The sequence below is a fragment of the Cellulosimicrobium funkei genome (assembly GCF_900155925.1).
Classification (GTDB): Bacteria; Actinomycetota; Actinomycetes; order Actinomycetales; family Cellulomonadaceae; genus Cellulosimicrobium; species Cellulosimicrobium funkei.
Window position 1 is genome coordinate 426,178 of record NZ_FTMI01000003.1, and the last position, 20,930, is coordinate 447,107.

Sequence of the window (20,930 nt, forward strand, 5' to 3'; positions counted from 1 at the left end):
TTCTAGGTGGCCGGGCAGGGCGGCCGACCCGGCAGCGGCCCCGTGCACGGGTCGGGCGCCCGGTATGCGCAGGCGCCCGGTACGGGCCCGGAGGTCAGGTCGCCAGCGTGGCGAGCTGCGGGAAGGCGGGGAACGCCTCGTCGTCCACGGGAGCGAGCTCGAGGCAGCTCAGCCGGTCGTCGTCGACGAACAGCAGCAGGAGGAAGCGGTCCGTGCCCGCCTCCAGCACGACGCGCGGGCCCTGCGCGGGGACGGGACCGTCGTCGTCCCCCAGGTCGATCGTCGGGCAGGCCCCGCACGCGCACGTGCCGTGCACGCGCACCGCGTCGACCTGGGCGAGCCAGCGCCCACGGTCGGCCGCGTCCCGGTCCGGCGCGACCGCCTCGCCGCGGCACCCGTGGCGGAGCATCCAGACGAGCACGTCGCGCTCACGGGCCGTGAGCGCGCGCGGCACCCCGGCACCCGTCACGACGCGGCGCCCGTCATGACCCGGCGCCCTCGGGGCCGACCGGCACGCCCAGGTCGCGCAGCGCCGCGCGCAGGCCCGCCGTGCCCACGAACAGGTGGGTGCGCAGCCCGAGGCGCGCCGCGGCCTCGACGTTGGCGGCGCTGTCGTCGGTGAACAGCGTCCGGGCCGGGTCGAGACCGAACCGCTCGACCGCGAGCGCGAAGATCGCCGGGTCGGGCTTGGCCAGGCCCTCGCGCCCGGAGACCAGCACGTCCTCCATGAGGGCCGTGGCGGGAGCGGCCGGAGCGGCGTGCGGAAAGAGCTCCGCGGACCAGTTCGTCAGCCCGTACAGCCGCAGGCCCAGGTCGCGCAGCTCGCGCACGAGCTCCTCGGAGCCCTCGACCGGGCCGGTGAGCGTCGCGGGGAACCGCTCGACGTACCGGTCCAGGAGCGCGACGTGGTGCGGGTGGGTCGCCGCCACGCGGTCGCGCGCGTCCTGCCACGTCGCACCCGCGTCCCGCTCGTGGTTGAGCACGCGGAAGTCCACGTCGGCGAAGAACGCGTCCACGTCCCGCCGGTCGACGCCGTCGTACGCGCCGTACGGGTCCCAGCCCACCAGGACGTTGCCGAAGTCGTACAGCACGGCGTCGATCTCGCGGGCGGCGGGTGCCGGGTCCCGGTCGGGGGTCGCGTCGGCGGACGCCTCGGTGAGGGGGGCAACGGTCGGGACGGCGGACACCGGGCGGTGCGTCACAGGGCGGTGCGTCACAGGATCTCCTTCGGGTCGAGCTCCACCCGCACGCTACCCGGCTCGCGCCGCGCGGACCGGACCGCGACGGACGCGCCGAGCTCGCGCGCCAGCCGGCGACCGTCGCGCACCGGGACGCGCACCACCGCCCGCACGGGTGGGGCGTCCACCAGCCCAGGCGCCGCGCCGTCCACCCCGTCGGCACCCCGCCCGCGGGGCGACGCCGCCACCTCCACCGGGCCGAGCACCGTCTCCGGGCCCGCGAGCGCCACCCGGCCCAGCACCGCCGCGACCGCGGGACGGTCGCCCGTCACCGCCGCCACCCGGACCGCCGGCGGCAGCGACAGCTCGACCCGCTCGTCCAGCTCGCGGTCCGCGAGGAGCGCCGGGTCCCAGCGCACGAGCGCGTTCGTCGGCGCGGGCGCGGCGTCGCCCACGAGCAGCACCTGCCCGCCCGCCGTCGCGGGCCGCACGAGCGCCGCCGCGGCGAGCCAGCGCGCGAGCGCGTCCTGCGCGACGTCGAGCCCGACGTGCGCCGTGCTCACCGCCGCGTCCAGCAGCAGCGCCGCCGCGTACCCGCCTTCGGCGACCGGCTCGGCACCCGGCGTCGCGACCACGAGCGCGGGACGCGCGGACACCGCTCCCAGCACCCCGCCCGCCGCCGCGGCACCCGAGACCTGCACCGGGACCCCCGCGAACGCACGGCCCAGCTCCTCCGCGGTGCGCTGGGACCCCACGCGCACCGACCGCAGCCCCGTCCAGTGGCACTCCGCGCACGACCACCCGCCCGCGAGCGCCCCGCACCACGCGCACTGGGGCGTCGCCTGCGGGCCGGACAGCGCGAGCGGCCCGTGGCACACCGTGCAGCGCGCGGGCGTGCGGCACCGGCCGCACGCCACGACCGGCACGTACCCCGACCGCGGCACCTGCACCAGCACCGGCCCCTGCTCCAGCGCCGCACGCGCCGTGCGCCACGCGGCCGTCGGGATGCGCGCCGCGGCGCCCGGTCCCTCCGCCGCCAGCTCGACCGAGGTCAGCGCCCGCACGCGCGGCGCCCGGGCCCGCACGACGTCGCGCGGCGCCGCGAGCTCGTGCGCCCAGCCCCGTACGACGAGCGCGTGCGCCGCGACCGTGCGCCCGTGCGACCCCAGCAGGAACGCCGCGCCCTCCTGGTCGCTGCGCAGCGCGAGCACCTCGCGCGCGTGCGGGTACGGGGCGCGCGGCTCCGCGAGCGTGTCCTCGCCGTCGTTCCAGCACACCACCAGCCCGAGGTCGACCACGGGCGCGAACGCCGCTGCGCGGGTCCCCACGACGACGCGCGCGTCACCGTGCAGGACGGCGAGGAACGCGCGGTAGCGCGGCGCGGGCCCCTCGTCGGCCGTCAGCCGCACCACCTCGCCCCCGGTCGCCGCGTCCCACGCAGGCAGCCCGGCGGCCGCGAGCGCCGCGCAGACCTGGTCGACGTCGCGCGCGTCCGGCACGACGACGAGCGCGCCCCGCCCGCCCGAGCGGGCCGCGCGCACCGCCTCGGCGACCGCAGCCGCCCAGTGCGTGACGGGCAGCGCGTCGGGCTCCTTGCGCGAGCGGCCCGCGCCGCGCCGACCCTCGGACGCCGCCTCGGGCGCCGCGGGCGCGAGCCCGGGGAGCGCGGTCCACACGGCCCGGGGCGCCCCGCCGCCCGCGACGTGCGCGAGGAACGCGGCGCCGGCCCGGTACGGGGCCCACACGGACTCCTGGTGCGTCGCAGCCGCGGGCACGGACCCGGGAACGGACTCGGTAGGCGCAGGAACGGACTCGGCGACGGAAAAGGCCGTAGGAACCGCCTCGGCGGCGACGGCGTCGCCCGGGGCGGCCCCGGCCGGGGTCGATCCCGGCGCGGGGACCGCGTCAGCGGCCGTCCGTGCCGCGAAGGTCTGCTCGGCGCGCGCGTGCCGCGGGGGCACGGCGAGGCGCAGCACGTCCGAGAGCGTGCCGGCGTAGTGGTCGGCGACCGCGCGCGCGAGCCGGGCGACAGCCGGTGCCAGCACGGGCTCGGCCGACACGACGCGCCGCAGCGGCAGCAGGCGCCCGTCGTGGTCCGAGCGGTCGACGCGCTCCAGGACGTACCCGTCGACGTCCCGGCCCGCGAACCGGACCTTGACCCGCACCCCCGGGCGCGCGTCGTCGGACATCGTGGCGGGCACGAGGTAGTCGAAGGGGCGGTCCAGGTGCGGGGGCGCGAGGTCGAGCGCGAGGCGCGCCACCGGCAGGTGCGCGGCGATCTGGTGCGACGCCGGCGGCGCGGGCCCCCGGCGGGGCGCAGCGGGCGCGACGGTGAGCAGGGTGTCCTGCACCGCCCGCGACGTGTCCTCCGGCTCGCTCACGACGCCATCGAACCACGCGCCGCCGTCACGACCGGCGCGCTCACGACCTCGCTCACGACGGTGCGCCGGGCAGTGCGCCCGGCACCCGCGGTGCCGCGCCGTCCCCGTGCGCGGCCGTCGCCCGCGACCGGCGCGACGACGCTCCTCACACCTGGGACTGCAGGTCCGCGACGCGGTCCGTGCGCTCCCACGTGAACTGCTCGAGCTCGCGCCCGAAGTGCCCGTAGGCCGCCGTCGGGGCGTAGATGGGACGCAGCAGGTCCAGGTCGCGGATGATCGCCGCCGGGCGCAGGTCGAACACCTCGCGGATCGCGGCCGTGATGCGCTCGACCGGGACCTTCTCCGTGCCGAACGTCTCCACGTACAGGCCGACCGGGTGCGCCTTGCCGATCGCGTACGCGACCTGCACCTCGCAGCGCCGCGCCAGACCCGCCGCGACGACGTTCTTCGCGACCCAGCGCGTCGCGTACGCGGCCGAGCGGTCCACCTTCGACGGGTCCTTGCCGGAGAACGCGCCCCCGCCGTGGCGGGCCATGCCGCCGTACGTGTCGACGATGATCTTGCGGCCCGTCAGGCCCGCGTCACCCTGCGGCCCGCCCACGACGAACGTGCCCGTGGGGTTGACGAACAGGCGCGTCGCGCGCACGTCGAGGTCGAGACCCGCGGCGTCGAGCACGGGGGCCACGACCTGCGCCGCGACCTGCCGGTGCAGCTCGTCCTGACGGACGTCCGGGTCGTGCTGCGTCGAGAGCACCACCGTGTCGAGGCTGACCGCGCGGTCGCCGTCGTACCCGACGGTGACCTGCGTCTTGCCGTCCGGGCGCAGGCCCGGCACCGTGCCGTCCCGGCGCACCGCCGCCAGGCGCTCGGCGAGACGGTGCGCGAGCCACACCGGCAAGGGCATGAGGCTCGGCGTGTCGTCGCTCGCGTACCCGAACATCAGGCCCTGGTCGCCCGCGCCCTGCGCGTCGAGGGGGTCGTGGTCGCCCTGGTCGTCGCGCTCCTCGAGGCTCTTGTCGACGCCCTGCGCGATGTCCGGCGACTGCTGGCCGATCGACACCGAGATGCCGCACGAGTCCGCGTCGAAGCCGATCACCGACGACGTGTACCCGATCCGGCGCACGACGTCGCGCACGATCTGCGGGATCTCGACGTACGCGTCGGTCGTCACCTCGCCCGCGACGTGCACCAGGCCCGTGGTGACCATCGTCTCCACGGCCACGCGGGACGTCGGGTCCTGCGCGAGGAGCGCGTCGAGGATCGCGTCGGAGATCTGGTCGCAGACCTTGTCCGGGTGCCCCTCGGTGACGGACTCGGACGTGAACAGACGCAGCTCAGCCATGGCGCACAGCCTACTGTCCCGAAAGGTGAGCGAGCGTATCCGGCAGGCGAGACGAGACGCGGGTCACTCGCTCACCCCGGCCCGCTCGTCCGACGGCGCCACGCGCGGCACGACGACGTCCCACACCGCGTCCGCGACCTCGCCCTTCGACCCGCTCGCCGTCGCGACGACGTCCCCCGCGCCGTCGACCACGGTCACGTCGTTCGCGTCGACCGCGAACCCGCGCCCCTCGCCCACGGCGTTGACCACGAGCAGGTCCGCGCCCTTGCGCCGCGCCTTGGCCCGGCCGTGGTCGAGCACGGACCCGTGCGCGTCACCGGTCTCCGCCGCGAAGCCGACCACCACCTGGCCCGGGCGCAGCCGGTCGCGGGCGAGCTCGGCGAGCACGTCCGGGTTCTCCACGAGCGCGATCGGCTCGGGCCCTTGGCCCGGCACCTTCTTGATCTTCGCGTCGGGCGCGTGGGCCGGGCGGAAGTCCGCGACGGCCGCCGCCATGACCACGACGTCCGCCCCGGCCGCCGCCGACCGCACCGCGTCGCGCAGCTGCGCCGTCGTCTCGACCTCCACCACGGCGTCGGGCACGCCCCCGGGCGCGCGCACGAGCGCGGCCACGTCCGGGGACAGGTTCGCGGCCACGAGCGTGACGTGCGCGCCGCGCGCCGCCGCTGCCCGCGCGAGCTCGACGCCCTGGCGCCCGCTCGACCGGTTGCCGATGAACCGCACCGGGTCGATGGGCTCGCGCGTCCCGCCCGCCGACACCACGACGCGCCGGCCCGCGAGATCCTGCGCGGGCCCGTGGCCCGGCCCGTGGCCCGGCTCCGCGCCCGCGTCGGCGGCGGTCGCGCGGGACGCGTCCTCCACGACGGCGAGCGCGACACGCGCGATCTCGTCCGGCTCGGGCAGGCGCCCCGGCCCGGTGTCCGCCCCCGTGAGGCGGCCGGACGCCGGCTCGATCACGTGCACGCCCCGCGCCCGCAGCGTCGCCACGTTCGCGACCGTCGCCGGGTGCTCCCACATCTCCGTGTGCATCGCGGGCGCCATGACCACCGGGCAGCGCGCGGTGAGCAGCGTCGAGGTCAGCAGGTCGTCCGCGCGCCCGGCCGCCGCGCGCGCCAGCAGGTCCGCCGTGGCGGGCGCCACGACCACGAGGTCGGCGCCCTGCCCCAGGGCGACGTGCGGCACGTGCTCGACGTCCTCGAACACCTGGTCCGTGGCCGGCTCGCCCGACAGCGCCTCCCACGTGGGCGCGCCCACGAAACGCAGGGCGGACGCCGTCGGCACCACCCGCACCCGATGGCCCTGCTCCCGCAGCAGCCGCAGCAGCAGCACGGCCTTGTACGCCGCGACCCCGCCGCTCACACCGAGCACGATCCGCATGTCGTTCCTCCTGGAGGTCCGGCTCAGACCCGCCGCCGACCGCGGCGGGACAGGGAGCCCGCGCACCCGGGCGCGGACGCACGAACGCCGCGCCCTCCGGTGGAGGTGCGCGGCGTGCGGGCTCAGGCCTCGGGGGCCTCGTCGGGCTCGGCCTCGATCGTCAGCAGGCCCGCGTTGATCTCGCGCATCGCGATCGAGAGCGGCTTCTCCTGGTTGCGCGTCTCGAGCAGCGGCCCGACGTTCTCCAGCAGGCCCTCGCTGAGCTGCGAGTAGTACGCGTTGATCTGGCGCGCGCGCTTGGCCGAGTAGATGACCAGCGCGTACTTCGAGTCGACGTGCTCGAGCAGGTCGTCGATGGGCGGGTCGGTGATGCCCTCGGGGGCGGCGACGGTTCCGGACACAGTTCGCTCCGTGGGTTCAAGGGTCTGCAGCGGGCGCTGCAGCTGGTCGATGGCGGCGGCGCGCACGGCGCCCCCGTCCGGGACCGGGCGGCCGCGGCACCACGTCGCAGGACGGGCCGCCGACCGGGCCTCGGGCCCACGGGGGAACGCCCGCGCACGGGCACCGCAGGACAGTCTACTCGCTGTGCCCCTCGCCGTGCCCGGACGGCACGGGGGACGACGCCGGGGACGAGCCCTCCGCCGGGACGGGACGGGGCTCGAGCCCCATGACGCGCACCAGCTCGTCCGTCGCGCGGTGCACCTCGTCGTTGACGATGACGTGGTCGAACTCCGACTCCGCCGCGAGCTCGACCCGGGCCGTCGTCAGACGGCGCTCCCGCTCCTCCGCGTCCTCCGTGCCGCGGCCGACCAGGCGACGCACGAGCTCGTCCCAGCTCGGCGGCGCCAGGAACACGAACCGGGCCTCGGGCATCGACGCCCGGACCTGGCGCGCACCCTGGAGGTCGATCTCCAGGAGCGCGGGCACGCCCGCGGCGAGCTTCTCCTCGACCGCGCGCCGGGGCGTGCCGTAGCTGTTGCGCCCGTGCACGACGGCCCACTCCAGCAGCTCACGGTCCGCGACCATGCGCGCGAACTCGTCCGGGCCGACGAACAGGTAGTGCACGCCGTCCACCTCGCCCGGCCGCGGGTCGCGCGTCGTCGCCGACACGGACAGCCACACCTCCGGGTAGCGGGCCCGGATGTCGGCCGACACCGTGCCCTTCCCCACGGCGGTCGGGCCGGCCAGGACGGTCAGGCGGGCGGGGCCGGGGACGACGGGCGGCGACGCCGACTCCGTGGTCTCCCCGGCGGGGACGGACGGCGTCGGCTCGGACGGGTGCGCGGAAATGTCAGCCAAACCTCTCGATGAGGGCCGCGGACTGGTGGGGGCCGAGGCCGCGGACACGACGTGTCTCGGCGATCCCGATCTCCTCCATGATCGCCCGAGCCTTCACCTTACCCACGCCGGGCAGGGACTCCAGCAACGAGACGACCTTGAGCTTGCCGATCATGTCGTCCGTCTGGCCGCGCTCGATGACCTCCTTCAGGGAGCCCTGGGAGTACTTGAGCCGGTTCTTCACCTCGGCGCGCACGCGTCGTGCCTCCGCGGCCTTCTCGAGCGCCGCCGCGCGCTGTTCTGGGGTCAGGGGTGGAAGTGCCACGCAAGTCACCTACTCGTCGTCAGGCGGATGGGCCCACTCAGTCGTCCCGGCGTGCTCGCAGGTGGAGCCCCGACCGGGTGGATCACCCGGGCGACCTGCGCCGACGCACGGAGCCGACCCCTCGAAAGTAGCGAGCCTCGGGCGATCGGGCAACGACTGGGCGTGGCGCGTCGTCCGCGGCCGTACCGGGTCGGTCTCCGTCACGACCCCGGCAGCGGGCCGGGAACGACGGCGGAGACGAGGGCGGGACGCGGATCGGGGGCGGCTCAGGACGCCACGAGGCGCGCCACGAGCGCGTCGCGCACCGCCGTCGTCACGCCGCACGCCACGAGGTAGTCGTCGATGCTCCCGTGCTCGCGCACCGCGAGCTCCCACGCGCCCTCCAGGTACGCGGGCTCGACGGTGAGGACCGGCGCCAGCGCCTCGGGCGACAGCCCCGGCAGCGGGGGCACGAGCGCGGCGAGCCCCTCGGCCGCGGCCGCGCTCGCGAGGTACTCGGCCATGCGCTCCTCCTCGGGGACCCCCGCGACGTACTGCACGAGGGCCACGACCCAGCCCGTGCGGTCCTTGCCCGCCGAGCAGTGCACGACGCTCGCGCCGTCGGCCGCGGCGACGTCCGCCAGGACTCGGCCGACCGTCTCCCGGATGCCCGGGTCCGTGACGAACGTCGCGTACACGCCGTGCATGAGGCGCCGCGCGACCGCGGCCGGGTCGTCGGCCGCGAGCAGGCCCGCGACGAGCGCCGCCGGGTCCGCCGAGGTGCCCGCGCCCGCTCCCCCGTCGACCAGGCCCGGCGTCGGGTCCATGCCCCGGCGCAGCACGCGCACGCCGCCCGGGACGGCGTCCGCGCCGTCGCGCGCGAGCTCGTCCCCGCCGCGCAGGTCGACGACCGTCCGCACGTCCAGGTCGACGAGCGCGGCCTGGCCCGCGGGGGTGAGCCGGGACAGGCTCGCCGTGCGCAGCAGCACGCCCGTCCGCAGCGGCTCGTCGTGACCGGCCGGCACCGCCCGACCGCCCACGTCGCGCGCGTTCCACGTGCCCGGCACGTCCAGGGCGCCCGGCACGGCGCCCGGCGGGGGCAGCTCCGGAGGCGTACCGGCAGCGGTCGGGGCGGGGTCGGTCGTCTCGTCGCGGGAGGTCATGGGCGCAGTCTGGCACGGGACCGCGGGGCACGACGGCGACCGGGCCGGCACCCACGAGGGTGCCGGCCCGGTCCCGGGAGGTGCGGGGCTCAGCCGCGCAGGGCCTGCGCCGCCTCGTCCGTGGCGGCGCGGGCCGCCGCGCGCAGCGCGTCCGCGTCCGGCCCGGCGCGCAGCACCCCGCGCGACGACGACGCGAGCACCTGGCGCCGCGCGTCGCCGAAGACGGCGGCGAGCTCGGCCGCGCCCGCGCCCTGCGCGCCCACGCCGGGCGCCAGGAGCGGCCCGCGCACGGCCGCGAGGTCGGTCCCCGTGCGCGCCGCGGCGTCCGCGATCGTCGCGCCCACCACGAGCCCGACCGGCCCGAGCGCGTCGCCCGCGGCGACGACCGGGGCGTTCACCTGCGCCGCCTCGCGCGCGACGTGCGCCGCGACGGACTCCACGCCCGCCCCGGCGCCCCGGCGCGCGTGCTGCACCTCGGCGCCCTCGGGGTTCGACGTCAGGCACAGCACGAACAGGCCGCGCCCCGTCTCCAGCGCCGCGTCGACCGCGGGCTGCAGCGACCCGAACCCCAGGTACGGGGACACGGTCAGCGCGTCCGCCGCGAGCGGCGAGCCGTCGCGCAGGTACGCGTCGGCGTACGCGGTCATGGTCGAGCCGATGTCGCCGCGCTTGGCGTCCATGATCGTCAGCGTCCCGGCGGCACGGGCCGCCGCGAGGACCTCCTCGAGCGCCGCGACGCCGCGCGACCCGTGGCGCTCGAAGAACGCCGACTGCGGCTTGACCGCGGCCACGCGGCCCCCGACCGCCTCGACGACCCGCAGGCCGAACTCGCGCAGCCCGGAGGCGTCGTCGGGCAGGCCCCAGTCCGCGAGCAGGCCCGGGTGCGGGTCGATGCCCACGCACAGCGGCCCGTGGTCCTCCGTCGCCGCCGCGAGGCGCGCGCCGAAGCCCGCGCTCACGCGCCCACCCGCTCCGCGGCGGGAGCGGGCAGCTCGACGCCGTCGGTCAGGCCCACGCCCGCCATGTGCTCCTGGAGGCTCGCGACCGCGAACGGCCCGGCGAGGACGGCCTCGATGCCCTGCACCGCGGCGGCGAGCTGGTCGACCGTCGTCGCGATCGGCTTGTCGGCCGCCGTCGTGGCCGCGCGGATCTCGTAGCCGTCGGCGCGCGCGCCCTGACCGGACGGCGTGTTGATGACCATGTCCACCTCGCCGGCCGTGATGAGGTCGACGATCGTCGGCTCGCCGTCCGCCCCGCGGCCCGCGGAGAACTTGCGCACCACGCGCGACGCGATGCCGTTGCGGCGCAGCACGCTCGACGTGCCGTCCGTCGCGAGGATCTCGAAGCCGAGCTCCGCGAGGCGCTTGACCGGGAAGACGATCGAGCGCTTGTCGCGGTCCGCGACCGAGACGAACACGCGGCCCGACGTCGGCAGCCCGCCGAACGCGGCGGCCTGCGACTTCGCGAACGCGTGGGGGAAGTCGCGGTCGAAGCCCATGACCTCGCCCGTCGAGCGCATCTCCGGGCCGAGCACCGTGTCGACGACGACACCGTCCGCGGTGCGGAAGCGCTTGAACGGCAGGACCGCCTCCTTGACCGCGATCGGCGCGTCGAGCGGGAGCGTGCCGCCGTCGCCGTCGGCGGGCAGCACGCCCGCGGCGCGCAGCTCCGCGATCGACTCGCCCGCCATGACGCGCGCCGCGGCCTTCGCGAGCGACGTGCCCGTCGCCTTCGAGACGAACGGCACCGTGCGCGACGCGCGGGGATTGGCCTCCAGGACGTAGAGCACGTCGGAGACGAGCGCGTACTGCACGTTGAGCAGGCCGCGCACGCCGACGCCCTTCGCGATGGCCTCGGTCGAGCGGCGGATGCGCTCGATCTCCTGCTCCGACAGCGACACCGGCGGCAGGACGCACGCCGAGTCGCCCGAGTGGATGCCCGCCTCCTCGATGTGCTCCATCACGCCGCCGAGGAAGAGCTCGGTGCCGTCGTAGAGCGCGTCGACGTCGATCTCCATGGCGTCGTCCAGGAACCGGTCGATGAGCAGCGGCGCGGGCAGCGTCCCGGCCGTGCGGTCCTCCGCCGCGGCCGCCACGAGGGCGCGCTCGACGTAGCCCGTGAGCTGCTCGGCCGAGTACACGATCTCCATGCCGCGCCCGCCGAGCACGTAGGACGGGCGCACGAGCACCGGGTACCCGATGCCGGCCGCGACGTCCTTCGCCTCGTCCAGCGAGCGCGCCGTGCCGAATGCCGGGGCGGGCAGGCCCGCCTCGACGAGCACGCGTCCGAACTCGCCGCGGTCCTCGGCGGCGTCGATCGCCTCGGGGCTCGTGCCGAGGATCGGCAGGCCCGCGTCGGCGAGGCGCTGCGCGAGCGCGAGCGGGGTCTGGCCGCCGAGCTGGACGATGATGCCCTTGACCGGTCCCGCGGCGAGCTCCGCCTGGTAGACCTCGAGCACGTCCTCGAACGTCAGCGGCTCGAAGTAGAGGCGGTCGGACGTGTCGTAGTCGGTCGAGACCGTCTCCGGGTTGCAGTTGACCATGACCGTCTCGTAGCGCTCGCGCAACGTGAGGGCCGCGTGCACGCACGAGTAGTCGAACTCGATGCCCTGGCCGATGCGGTTCGGGCCCGAGCCGAGGATGATCACGGCCTCGCGCTCGCGCGGGGCGACCTCGGTCTCCAGGTCGTACGACGAGTAGTGGTACGGCGTGCGGGCGGCGAACTCGGCCGCGCACGTGTCGACCGTCTTGTAGACGGGCCGGACGCCGAGCGCGTAGCGGACCTCGCGCACGGTCGCCTCGCCCGCCGGGCCCATGCCGCGCAGGCGCGCGACCTGCGCGTCGGACAGGCCGTGCTTCTTCGCCTCGCGCAGCACGTCCTCCGTGAGCGCGGGCGCGTCGGCGACGGCCGCCGCGACCTCGTTGACCAGCTGGATCTGGTCGAGGTACCACGGGTCGATCTTCGTGGCCTCGAACACCTGCTCCACGCTCGCCCCGGCGCGCAGCGCCTGCTGGACGCCGATGATCCGGTTCTCCGTGGGGCGCGCGATGCGCACGAGCAGCTCGTCGAGCTCCGCGCCGGAGACGGGCTCGCCGTCCCAGTGGAAGACCGAGCCGCCCTTGTCGATCGAGCGCAGCGCCTTGCCGAGCGCCTCGGTGAAGTTGCGCCCGAGCGCCATCGCCTCGCCGACCGACTTCATGGTCGTCGTGAGCGTCGGGTCCGCGGCCGGGAACTTCTCGAACGCGAACCGCGGCACCTTGACGACCACGTAGTCGAGCGTCGGCTCGAACGAGGCCGGCGTGACCTGCGTGATGTCGTTGGGGATCTCGTCGAGCGTGTAGCCGACGGCGAGCTTCGCCGCGATCTTCGCGATGGGGAACCCGGTCGCCTTGGACGCGAGCGCGGACGACCGCGAGACGCGCGGGTTCATCTCGATGACGATGACGCGGCCCGTGTCCGGGTCGACGGCGAACTGGATGTTGCAGCCGCCCGTGTCGACGCCGACCTCGCGGATGACGGCGATCCCGATGTCGCGCAGCTTCTGGTACTCGCGGTCGGTGAGCGTGAGCGCGGGCGCGACCGTGATCGAGTCGCCCGTGTGCACGCCGACGGGGTCGACGTTCTCGATGGAGCACACGACCACGACGTTGTCGTTCTTGTCGCGCATGAGCTCGAGCTCGTACTCCTTCCAGCCGAGGATCGACTCCTCGAGGAGCACCTCCGTCACCGGGGAGTAGTGCAGGCCCTGGCCGACGATGCGGCGCAGCTCGTCCTCGTCGTACGCGAAGCCCGAGCCGAGGCCGCCCATCGTGAACGACGGGCGCACGACCATCGGGTAGCCGAGGTCGCCCGCAGCCGCGATCGCCTCGTCGACCGTGTGGACGATGACCGAGCGCGCGGACTCGCCGCCGCACGTCTCGACGACGTCCTTGAACTGCTGACGGTCCTCGCCCTTCTGGATCGCCGCGATGTTCGCGCCGATGAGCTCGACGCCGTACTCGGCGAGGACGCCGGCCTCGTCGAGCGCGATCGCCGCGTTGAGCGCCGTCTGACCGCCGAGCGTCGGCAGCAGCGCGTCGGGGCGCTCCTTGGCGATGATCGACGTGAGGACCTCGGTCGTGATCGGCTCGACGTAGGTCGCGTCGGCGAACTCGGGGTCGGTCATGATCGTCGCCGGGTTCGAGTTCACGAGGACGACCCGCAGGCCCTCCTCCTTGAGCACGCGGCACGCCTGGGTGCCGGAGTAGTCGAACTCGCACGCCTGGCCGATGACGATCGGGCCGGACCCGATGACCAGGACGCTGGAGATGTCGGTTCTGCGAGGCACGGTCAGCTCTCCTTGGTGGTCTGCTCGACGGCGTCGGAGCCCGCGCCCGCCGCGCCGGCGGCGCGACGCGACGTCATGAGCTCGACGAAGCGGTCGAAGAGGTACGCGGCGTCGTGGGGGCCGGCCGCGGCCTCGGGGTGGTACTGGACGGAGAAGGCGGGCAGGTCGAGGCACTCGAGCCCCTCGACCACCTGGTCGTTGAGCCCGACGTGGGACACGACGACGCGCCCGTAGCGGCCGCCGTCGTGCGGGGCGACGGACTCGCCGTCGAGCGGCGCGTCGACCGCGAACCCGTGGTTGTGCGCCGTGACCTCCACCTTGCCGGTGCGGCGGTCCATGACGGGCTGGTTGATGCCGCGGTGGCCGTACGCGAGCTTGTACGTGCCGTAGCCGAGCGCGCGCCCGAGGATCTGGTTGCCGAAGCAGATGCCGAAGAACGGCGTGCCGCGGTCCAGGACGTCGCGCAGCAGCTCGACCTCGTGGGTCGCGGCGCTCGGGTCGCCCGGGCCGTTGGAGAAGAACACTCCGTCGGGCGCGTACGCCTCGATGTCCGCGATCGTCGAGGCCGCGGGCACCACGTGCACGCGCACGCCGCGCTGGGCGAGGCGCTGGGGCGTCATCGACTTGATGCCGAGGTCCACGGCGACGACGGTGGCGACGGGCTCGCCGTCCGGCGTCGTGCCCTCGAAGGGCTCGACGACGTACGCCGTGTCGGTGCTCACCTCGCGGGCGAGGTCGGCGCCGGCCATCGCGGGCGCCGCCTTCACCTCGGCCACGAGGTCCTCCACGGTGCGCGGGTAGCCGTCGCGCACGAGCGCGTCGCCGGAGAAGATGCCCGCGCGCATCACGCCGAGCTCGCGCAGGTGGCGCGTGAGGGCGCGCGTGTCGACGTCGCTGATGCCGACGACGCCCTGGGCCGCGAGCTCCTCGTCGAGGGTGCGCTGCGCGCGCCAGCTCGACGCGCGACGGGCCGCGTCGCGCACGACGTACCCGGCGACCCAGATCTTGCCGGACTCCGGGTCCTCGTCGTTGACGCCCGTGTTCCCGATGTGGGGGGCCGTCATGACGACGATCTGCCGGTGGTAGGAGGGGTCGGTGAGGGTCTCCTGGTAGCCGGTCATGCCGGTGTTGAAGACGATCTCGCCGACGGTCGTGCCGCGCGCGCCGTAGGCGCGGCCGGGCTGCACCGTGCCGTCCTCGAGGACGATCAGGGCCCGGTCGGGGGCGGGTGCGCCGGTCACCGAGGTGACTGCGGTCGGTGAGCTCACTGCGTTCGCTGAGGCGGTCAAGGTGCTTCCTCGTCGTTCTCGTCGGTGCCGGGTGCCGCGCTCTCGCGCGTCGGCGCCGGGCCGTCCTGGTCGGTGGGTGCGTCGGTGGCGCTGCTCGGCGCCCCGGTTCGTCGTTCGCGGGTGCCGTCGCCGCCCGCGTCCCGGGGGCGGCCGGCGAGGTCGCGCACGGCCTCCAGGAGACGCGGGACGTCGTGGTCGTGGCGCGGCATGAGGCCGGTGTCGAGCCGCACCTCGGGGTGCGGCGGGGCCTCGGGGGCGTCGGCCGGGACCGGCTCGGCGGGGACGGACCACGTCACCACGACGATGGCCTCCTTCCCGACGAACTTCCCCGCCATGCCCGGGGTGAGCGCCACGTCCTCGACGGCCGCGGCGGGGACCCACACGTCGTCGGCGCCGCGGCGCGCGACGTGCAGGCCGGCGTCGTGCACGGTGACCTGGGCCTGCGCCCGGTCGCCGAGGCCGTGGGCGCCGACGCGCGCGAGCCAGTCGCCCGCGAGCGTGCTCGACACGTACAGCGCGTCGAGCGGGCCGAGCACGACGCCGCCGCGCGCGGCCTCCGCCGGCACGGCGGGCGGCGTCGGGACGAAGCCCGCGGAGCGGCGCACGAGCCGGCGGCGGCCGACGAGCACGAGCGTCAGCAGGACGACACCGAGCACGATCCAGATCCCGGCCGCGACGGGCTGCGGCAGGTTCACGCCCCCACCCCCCGACCGGCCGCGACCGCCTCGACGGGCGCGCCGTCGAGCACGGTGGCCCGGCCCCGCAGGAACGTCGCGACGACCGCACCGGGCAGCTCGCGGCCTTGGAAGGGCGTGTTGGTGCTCGCGGTGGCCTGCCCGGCCCCGTCGACCACGCGCCGCGCGGCCGGGTCGACGAGCGTGACGTTGGCAGGCTCGCCGACCTCGAGCGGGCGGCCCTGGGCGCGCTCCCCCGTGTCGATGCGGCCGATGCGCGCGGGCGCGCTCGACAGCACGCGCGCGACGTCGGCCCACGTCATGCGGCCCGTGTCGACCATGGTCTGCTGCACGACGCTCAGCGCCGTCTCGAGGCCCGTCATGCCGAACGCGGCCGCGGCCCACTCGCAGTCCTTGTCCTCGCGCGCGTGCGGCGCGTGGTCGGTCGCGACGATGTCGATCGTGCCGTCGGCGAGGCCCTCGCGCACCGCCTCGACGTCCGCGGCCGTGCGCAGCGGCGGGTTGACCTTGAACGTCGGGTCGTAGCCGCGCGCCAGGTCGTCCGTGAGCACGAGGTGGTGCGGCGTGACCTCGGCCGTGACGTCGATCCCGCGGCCCTTGGCCCAGCGGACGATCTCGACCGAGCCGGCGGTCGAGAGGTGGCACACGTGCAGGCGCGAGCCCACGTGCTCCGCGAGGAGCACGTCGCGCGCGATGATCGCCTCCTCGGCGACCGCGGGCCAGCCCGCCAGGCCGAGCTCCGCCGACACGACGCCCTCGTTCATCTGGGCGCCCTCGGTGAGGCGAGGCTCCTGCGCGTGCTGGGCGACGACGCCGTCGAACGCCTTCACGTACTCGAGGGCGCGGCGCATGAGGATCGGGTCGTCGACGCACTTCCCGTCGTCCGAGAACACCCGCACGCGGGCCGCGGAGTCGGCCATCGCGCCGAGCTCGGCGAGCTGCTCGCCCGCGAGCCCGACGGAGACGGCGCCCACGGGGTGCACGTCGACCCAGCCCGCGTCGCGCCCGAGGCGCCACACCTGCTCGACGACGCCCGCGGTGTCCGCGACCGGGGTCGTGTTCGCCATCGCGTGCACGGCCGTGAAGCCGCCCGCCGCCGCGGCGCGGGTGCCGGACGCGATCGTCTCGGCGTCCTCGCGCCCCGGCTCGCGCAGGTGGGTGTGCAGGTCGACCAGCCCGGGCAGGGCGACGAGGCCCGTCGCGTCGACGACGACGGTGCCGTCGTCGTCCGCGGCGCGCGCGGCGCCGACCGGGGCGAGCTCGGCGACCACGCCGTCCGCGAGGACGAGGTCGACGGGGTCGCCGCCCAGCGGGCGCGCGCCGCGCAGGACGTACGTGGTGGTTGCGGCGCTGCTCACGAGGCGGAGACCCTTTCGACGGCGGGGACGGGCTGGGCGGAGGGCAGGGGCGCGGCCGACGCCGCGGAGTCGGCCTCGTCGCTGCCCGCGAGGAGGAGGTAGAGCACGGCCATGCGCACGGCGACGCCGTTCGCGACCTGCTCGACGATCACCGCGCGCGGCGAGTCCGCCGCCTGCGCGGAGATCTCGAGGCCGCGGTTCATGGGGCCCGGATGCAGGACGACGGCGTGCTCGGCGAGGAGCCCGAGGCGCCGAGCGTCGAGCCCGTACTTGCGGCTGTACTCGAGCGGGTTCGGGAAGAAGGCCCCGCCCCCCGCGCCGGCGCCGCTCATGCGCTCGCGCTGCACGCGCAGCATCATCACGGCGTCGGGGCCGCCGTGCGCCGTGTCTCCAGCGAGGGCCGCGTCCAGGTCGTAGGAGACCTCGCACGGCCACGTCTGGACGCCGACCGGCAGGAGCGTGGGCGGCGCGACGAGCGTCACGCGGGCCCCGAGCGTGTGCAGCAGGTGGACGTTCGAGCGCGCGACCCGCGAGTGCAGCACGTCGCCGACGATCGCGACGTGGCGCCCGTCGAGGCCCGCGCCGCGCGCCGCGGCGTCGTCGGGACCGCTCGCCCCCGGCGACGTCAGTCCCGTCCCGGTGAGGTGGCGGCGCAGCGTGTACGCGTCGAGGAGCGCCTGCGTCGGGTGCTGGTGCATGCCGTCGCCCGCGTTGACCACCGCCGCGTCGAGCCAGCCCGCGTGCGCGAGCAGGTGCGGGGCGCCCGACGCCTGGTGCCGCACGACGACCGCGTCCGCGCCCATCGCCTGGAGCGTCAGCGCGGTGTCCTTGAGCGACTCGCCCTTGGACACGCTCGACCCCTTGGCCGAGAAGTTGATGACGTCCGCGGACAGCCGCTTCGCGGCGGTCTCGAAGGAGATGCGCGTGCGGGTGGAGTCCTCGTAGAAGAGGTTGACGACCGTGCGACCGCGCAGCGTCGGGAGCTTCTTGATCTCGCGGGACTGCGTCGCGGCCATCTGGGCGGACGTGTCGAGGATGCGGATCGCGTCGGCACGCCCGAGGTCCTGGGTCGAGAGCAGGTGCCTCATGCGCGGGCCTCCCCGTCCTCGGAGGAGCCCGGCTGCGCAGCAGCGGGCCGGATGACCACCGCGTCGGCGGACGCGTCGCCCGCCGCGGGAGCGCCGTCGATCTCGGCGAGGCGCACGCTCACGCGCTCGGACGTCGACGTGGGCAGGTTCTTGCCCACGAAGTCGGGGCGGATCGGCAGCTCCCGGTGGCCGCGGTCGACGAGCGCCGCGAGCTGCACCGCGCGCGGGCGGCCGAGGTCGCTGATCGCGTCGAGCGCGGCCCGGATCGTGCGGCCGGAGTACAGGACGTCGTCGACGAGGACCACGACCTTGCCGTCGATCCCCGACGCGGGAAGGCGCGTCGCGCCGATCGTGCGCGTCGGGTGGCGGTGCAGGTCGTCGCGGTACATCGTCACGTCGAGCTCGCCGACGATCGCGTGCGGGTCGGGCGCGCCGTCTGCCTCGATCGCGGCGAGGCGCTCGGCGAGCCGGGCCGCGAGCGGGACGCCGCGCGTCGGGATGCCGAGGAGGACGAGGTCGTGGGCTCCCTTGTTGCGCTCCACGATCTCGTGGGCGATGCGCGTCAGCGCGCGGGAGATGTCCGCCGCCGTGAGGACGACGGTCCCGGCGGTCGGCCCCGTCTCGGGGTCGGACCCCGGCCGGGGTACGGATGGTGTGGGCACAGCAGCGCCAGAGCTCATGTCCGGCGACCTCCTTCCCCGCCTCACAGGACGGGCCTTAAAGGATGTCTGACGGTCACCCACCCTACCGCCGGTGGTCCGGCGGCCGGGTGCGCGTCCCGCCCGGTGGGACGCGGCGTCGGTCACACCCGTGACCGACGCCGCGCGAGGCGTCGTCCCGGCCGGGGCCGGGCGCCGCGGTCAGGCCGTGATCGTCGGCTTCATCTCGACGATGCGCGCGAGCAGCCCGTTGACGAACGACGGCGAGTCGTCGGTCGACAGGGAGCGCGCGAGGTCGACGGCCTCGTCGATCGCGACGACGTCGGGGACGTCGTCGTTGAAGAGGATCTCCCAGCCGCCGATGCGCAGCAGCGCCCGGTCGACGGCGGGCATGCGCTCGAGCGTCCACCCGTGGGAGTACGTCTCGAGCAGCTCGTCGATGCGCTCGCGGTGGGCGAGCACACCCTCGACGATGTCGACCGCGTACTGCGGCAGCGCGGTCTGCGCCGTCCCGGGGTCGGCGACGCGCTCCGCGAGGAGGGTCGTCGGGTCCACGTGACGCTGCTCCGCCTCGAAGAGGACGTCGAGCGCGCGCTTGCGCGCCTTGGTGCGTGCGGCCATGTCAGTCCGTCGTCTGTCCGTCGGTGCCGGCGGTCAGTCGTTCACGCGGCCGAGGTACGACCCGTCACGCGTGTCGACCTTGACCTTGGTGCCCTGCTCGAGGAAGAGCGGGACCTGGATCTGCGCGCCCGTCTCGAGCGTCGCGGGCTTGGTGCCGCCCGTCGAGCGGTCGCCCTGCAGGCCCGGCTCGGTGTACGTGATCTCGAGGACGACCGAGGCGGGCAGCTCGATGTAGAGCGGCTGGCCGTCGTTCGACGCGATGAGCACGTTCTGGTTCTCGAGCATGTAGTCCTTGGCGTCGCCCACGATCTCGGCACCCACCGTGATCTGGTCGTACGTCGAGGTGTCCATGAACACGTAGTCCGCGCCGTCCTGGTACAGGTACTGGAAGTCACGGCGGTCGACGTTGGCGGTCTCGATCTTGAGGCCGGCGTTGAACGTCTTGTCGATCGTCTTGCCCGTCATGACGTTCTTGATCTTGGTGCGGACGAACGCGCCACCCTTGCCGGGCTTGACGTGCTGGAACTCGATCACGGTCCACAGCTGGCCGTCGAGTCGCAGCACGGTGCCGTTCTTGATGTCGTTGGTGGTCGCCACGTTCGTCTTCCTGTCGGAGGGTCAGCGGTCCCGTCGACGCGCTGCCGCGTGCCGGGACGGCACGACGGGGCCACGAGAGCGGGATGCGGAAATGGGCCTTGACGATCTTACCGGAGCGCGGCGAGGACCGCGTTCGCCACGACGCCCAGGGTCGCCGCCCAGCACATCGAGGCGAGCGTCCCGATGACGAAGCGCTCCGACGCGACGGGGTGCTCGCGCAGCTCGGGGTAGCGGCCGAGGCCCTTGATCGCGACGACGAAGGCGATGCCGCCCGGCTCGCCCGCGAGGAGGCAGCCCGTGATCGCGAACCGCTCGAGGATCCCGATCCACGTCCCGCCGCGCAGGGCCTTGACGGCCTCCGTCCCGATCGGCCCCGTCGTCGGAGGGGGCGGCGGGGGCACCGGGACGGCCGCCGGGTCCGCCGGGGCACCGCGCCGCGGCCGGCCGGCGCGCCCCGGGGCGGCGGAGCCGCCCGCGCGCGCCGCCGCGCGCAGGACCCCCTGGGTCACGGGGCCGCCGCCGAGGACGCTCGCGGCGAGCGCGACCACCCAGACGAGCACCACGAGCACGACCGTCACCGGGTCCGTCACGCCTTCTCCTCCTGCCGATCCACCGGCGGCCCCTCGTGGAGCTCGCCCAGCAGCCTCGCGACCACGGGCCGCGCCGCCGCCTCCTCGGGCCACAGCGCGGTGCGCAGCCGCTGGCTGACCGCCTGCTCGGACACGCCGAGCGCGCGAGCCACATCCTTCTGGGTACCTCCCACACGCGCCAGCGCGTCGACGGCCTCCCACCCGGGCGCGGTGCGCCGGTCCACGACCGCCGCGAGGAGGCGCAGGAGCGCCTCGACCTCCGCGGCGCGCGCCGCGGGCTCCCCACGGACGGCCACGGGCGCGGTCGCCGCGCGCGACTTCGCCTGCTCGACCGCCTCGCGGGCGCGCACGAACGCCGTGCCCGACGCCTCGCGCGAGACCGCGGGCAGCGGCTCGTCGACCGGCCCGACGCCGAGGCCGACGCTCCAGCCGCCGTCGCGCAGGAGGTCGAGCACGACCTCGACGACGGCCTCCGGGTCGTCGAAAACGCCCTGGACCTCGTCGCCGACCGTTCGGGCGAACGGGACGACGACGCCGCCGCGGCCCGCCAGCATCTCGTCGAGCCGCGCGAGCACCTCGGGGACGCGGTCGGGACGACCGGTGCTCCCCCGCTGGTCGACGGTCAGCACGTACATGACATCAAGGCTAGACCCTTGTTTGTTGACCATCAAGCCCCCAGGCTT

At 75.5% G+C, this 20,930-nt stretch carries 20 protein-coding genes; all 20 read right to left on the reverse strand.

The features are described from left to right. Positions 1-94: 94 nt before the first annotated feature. The 20 genes from BXA05_RS10085 to BXA05_RS10180 all read right to left on the reverse strand — a co-directional run bounded on the left by BXA05_RS10085 (position 95) and on the right by BXA05_RS10180 (position 20,882). On the reverse strand, positions 95-469 hold the full coding sequence (locus BXA05_RS10085; RefSeq protein ID WP_076404887.1) for a hypothetical protein: 375 nt from the start codon (positions 467-469) through the stop codon (positions 95-97). Positions 470-482: 13 nt separating this feature from the next. Then, positions 483-1,217, reverse strand: a complete 735-nt coding sequence (locus BXA05_RS10090; protein ID WP_244550435.1) for an HAD family hydrolase — start codon at positions 1,215-1,217, stop codon at positions 483-485. After that, on the reverse strand, positions 1,214-3,559 hold the full coding sequence (locus tag BXA05_RS10095; RefSeq protein ID WP_076404888.1) for a primosomal protein N' family DNA-binding protein: 2,346 nt from the start codon (positions 3,557-3,559) through the stop codon (positions 1,214-1,216). Before BXA05_RS10095 ends, BXA05_RS10090 begins: the two co-directional genes overlap by 4 nt. Before the next feature lie 145 nt (positions 3,560-3,704). Continuing rightward, positions 3,705-4,901, reverse strand: coding sequence for a methionine adenosyltransferase (metK, locus tag BXA05_RS10100; protein WP_034653075.1), 1,197 nt, complete (start codon positions 4,899-4,901; stop codon positions 3,705-3,707). Between the two features lie 63 nt (positions 4,902-4,964). Beyond that, on the reverse strand, positions 4,965-6,278 hold the full coding sequence (locus BXA05_RS10105; protein ID WP_076404889.1) for a bifunctional phosphopantothenoylcysteine decarboxylase/phosphopantothenate synthase: 1,314 nt from the start codon (positions 6,276-6,278) through the stop codon (positions 4,965-4,967). 122 nt (positions 6,279-6,400) lie between these two features. Further along, positions 6,401-6,679, reverse strand: coding sequence for a DNA-directed RNA polymerase subunit omega (gene rpoZ, locus BXA05_RS10110; RefSeq protein ID WP_031316460.1), 279 nt, complete (start codon positions 6,677-6,679; stop codon positions 6,401-6,403). A gap of 175 nt (positions 6,680-6,854) precedes the next feature. Beyond that, a complete protein-coding gene (gene gmk / locus BXA05_RS10115) occupies positions 6,855-7,466 on the reverse strand; it encodes a guanylate kinase (RefSeq protein WP_198163233.1) in 612 nt (203 codons plus the stop codon). Positions 7,467-7,569: 103 nt separating this feature from the next. Further along, positions 7,570-7,881, reverse strand: a complete 312-nt coding sequence (gene mihF / locus BXA05_RS10120) for an integration host factor, actinobacterial type (RefSeq protein WP_021482878.1) — start codon at positions 7,879-7,881, stop codon at positions 7,570-7,572. Positions 7,882-8,147: 266 nt separating this feature from the next. Next, positions 8,148-9,023 (reverse strand): tyrosine-protein phosphatase, encoded by an 876-nt coding sequence (locus BXA05_RS10125; protein ID WP_076404890.1) that lies wholly within the window; start codon positions 9,021-9,023, stop codon positions 8,148-8,150. Positions 9,024-9,112: 89 nt separating this feature from the next. After that, positions 9,113-9,982 (reverse strand): orotidine-5'-phosphate decarboxylase, encoded by an 870-nt coding sequence (gene pyrF / locus BXA05_RS10130; RefSeq protein WP_076404891.1) that lies wholly within the window; start codon positions 9,980-9,982, stop codon positions 9,113-9,115. After that, on the reverse strand, positions 9,979-13,350 hold the full coding sequence (gene carB / locus BXA05_RS10135) for a carbamoyl-phosphate synthase large subunit (protein ID WP_076404892.1): 3,372 nt from the start codon (positions 13,348-13,350) through the stop codon (positions 9,979-9,981). Before carB ends, pyrF begins: the two co-directional genes overlap by 4 nt. A gap of 2 nt (positions 13,351-13,352) precedes the next feature. Further along, the gene (gene carA / locus BXA05_RS10140; protein WP_076404893.1) at positions 13,353-14,591 is read right to left on the reverse strand and encodes a glutamine-hydrolyzing carbamoyl-phosphate synthase small subunit; all 1,239 of its coding nucleotides are present in this window, start codon (positions 14,589-14,591) and stop codon (positions 13,353-13,355) included. A 44-nt stretch (positions 14,592-14,635) separates the two neighbouring features. Beyond that, the gene (locus BXA05_RS10145) at positions 14,636-15,334 is read right to left on the reverse strand and encodes a PH-like domain-containing protein (RefSeq protein ID WP_051028380.1); all 699 of its coding nucleotides are present in this window, start codon (positions 15,332-15,334) and stop codon (positions 14,636-14,638) included. Continuing rightward, a complete protein-coding gene (locus tag BXA05_RS10150) occupies positions 15,331-16,692 on the reverse strand; it encodes a dihydroorotase (RefSeq protein ID WP_051028381.1) in 1,362 nt (453 codons plus the stop codon). The genes BXA05_RS10145 and BXA05_RS10150 overlap by 4 nt, the downstream gene beginning before the upstream one ends. After that, a complete protein-coding gene (locus BXA05_RS10155; protein WP_076404894.1) occupies positions 16,689-17,780 on the reverse strand; it encodes an aspartate carbamoyltransferase catalytic subunit in 1,092 nt (363 codons plus the stop codon). Before BXA05_RS10155 ends, BXA05_RS10150 begins: the two co-directional genes overlap by 4 nt. After that, a complete protein-coding gene (pyrR, locus tag BXA05_RS10160; RefSeq protein WP_061267282.1) occupies positions 17,777-18,460 on the reverse strand; it encodes a bifunctional pyr operon transcriptional regulator/uracil phosphoribosyltransferase PyrR in 684 nt (227 codons plus the stop codon). The genes BXA05_RS10155 and pyrR overlap by 4 nt, the downstream gene beginning before the upstream one ends. A gap of 180 nt (positions 18,461-18,640) precedes the next feature. Further along, positions 18,641-19,060 carry a transcription antitermination factor NusB gene (gene nusB, locus BXA05_RS10165; protein ID WP_021482611.1) on the reverse strand — a complete coding sequence of 140 codons (420 nt, stop codon included), beginning with the start codon at positions 19,058-19,060 and terminating at the stop codon, positions 18,641-18,643. Positions 19,061-19,093: 33 nt separating this feature from the next. After that, entirely contained in the window at positions 19,094-19,657 is a 564-nt protein-coding gene (gene efp, locus BXA05_RS10170) for an elongation factor P (protein ID WP_021482610.1), read from the reverse strand. A gap of 107 nt (positions 19,658-19,764) precedes the next feature. Then, positions 19,765-20,247: a hypothetical protein gene (locus BXA05_RS10175; protein ID WP_206153989.1), complete on the reverse strand. Its 483-nt coding sequence runs from the start codon at positions 20,245-20,247 to the stop codon at positions 19,765-19,767. Continuing rightward, positions 20,244-20,882, reverse strand: coding sequence for a hypothetical protein (locus tag BXA05_RS10180; protein ID WP_076404895.1), 639 nt, complete (start codon positions 20,880-20,882; stop codon positions 20,244-20,246). Before BXA05_RS10180 ends, BXA05_RS10175 begins: the two co-directional genes overlap by 4 nt. Between the last annotated feature and the right edge of the window lie 48 nt (positions 20,883-20,930).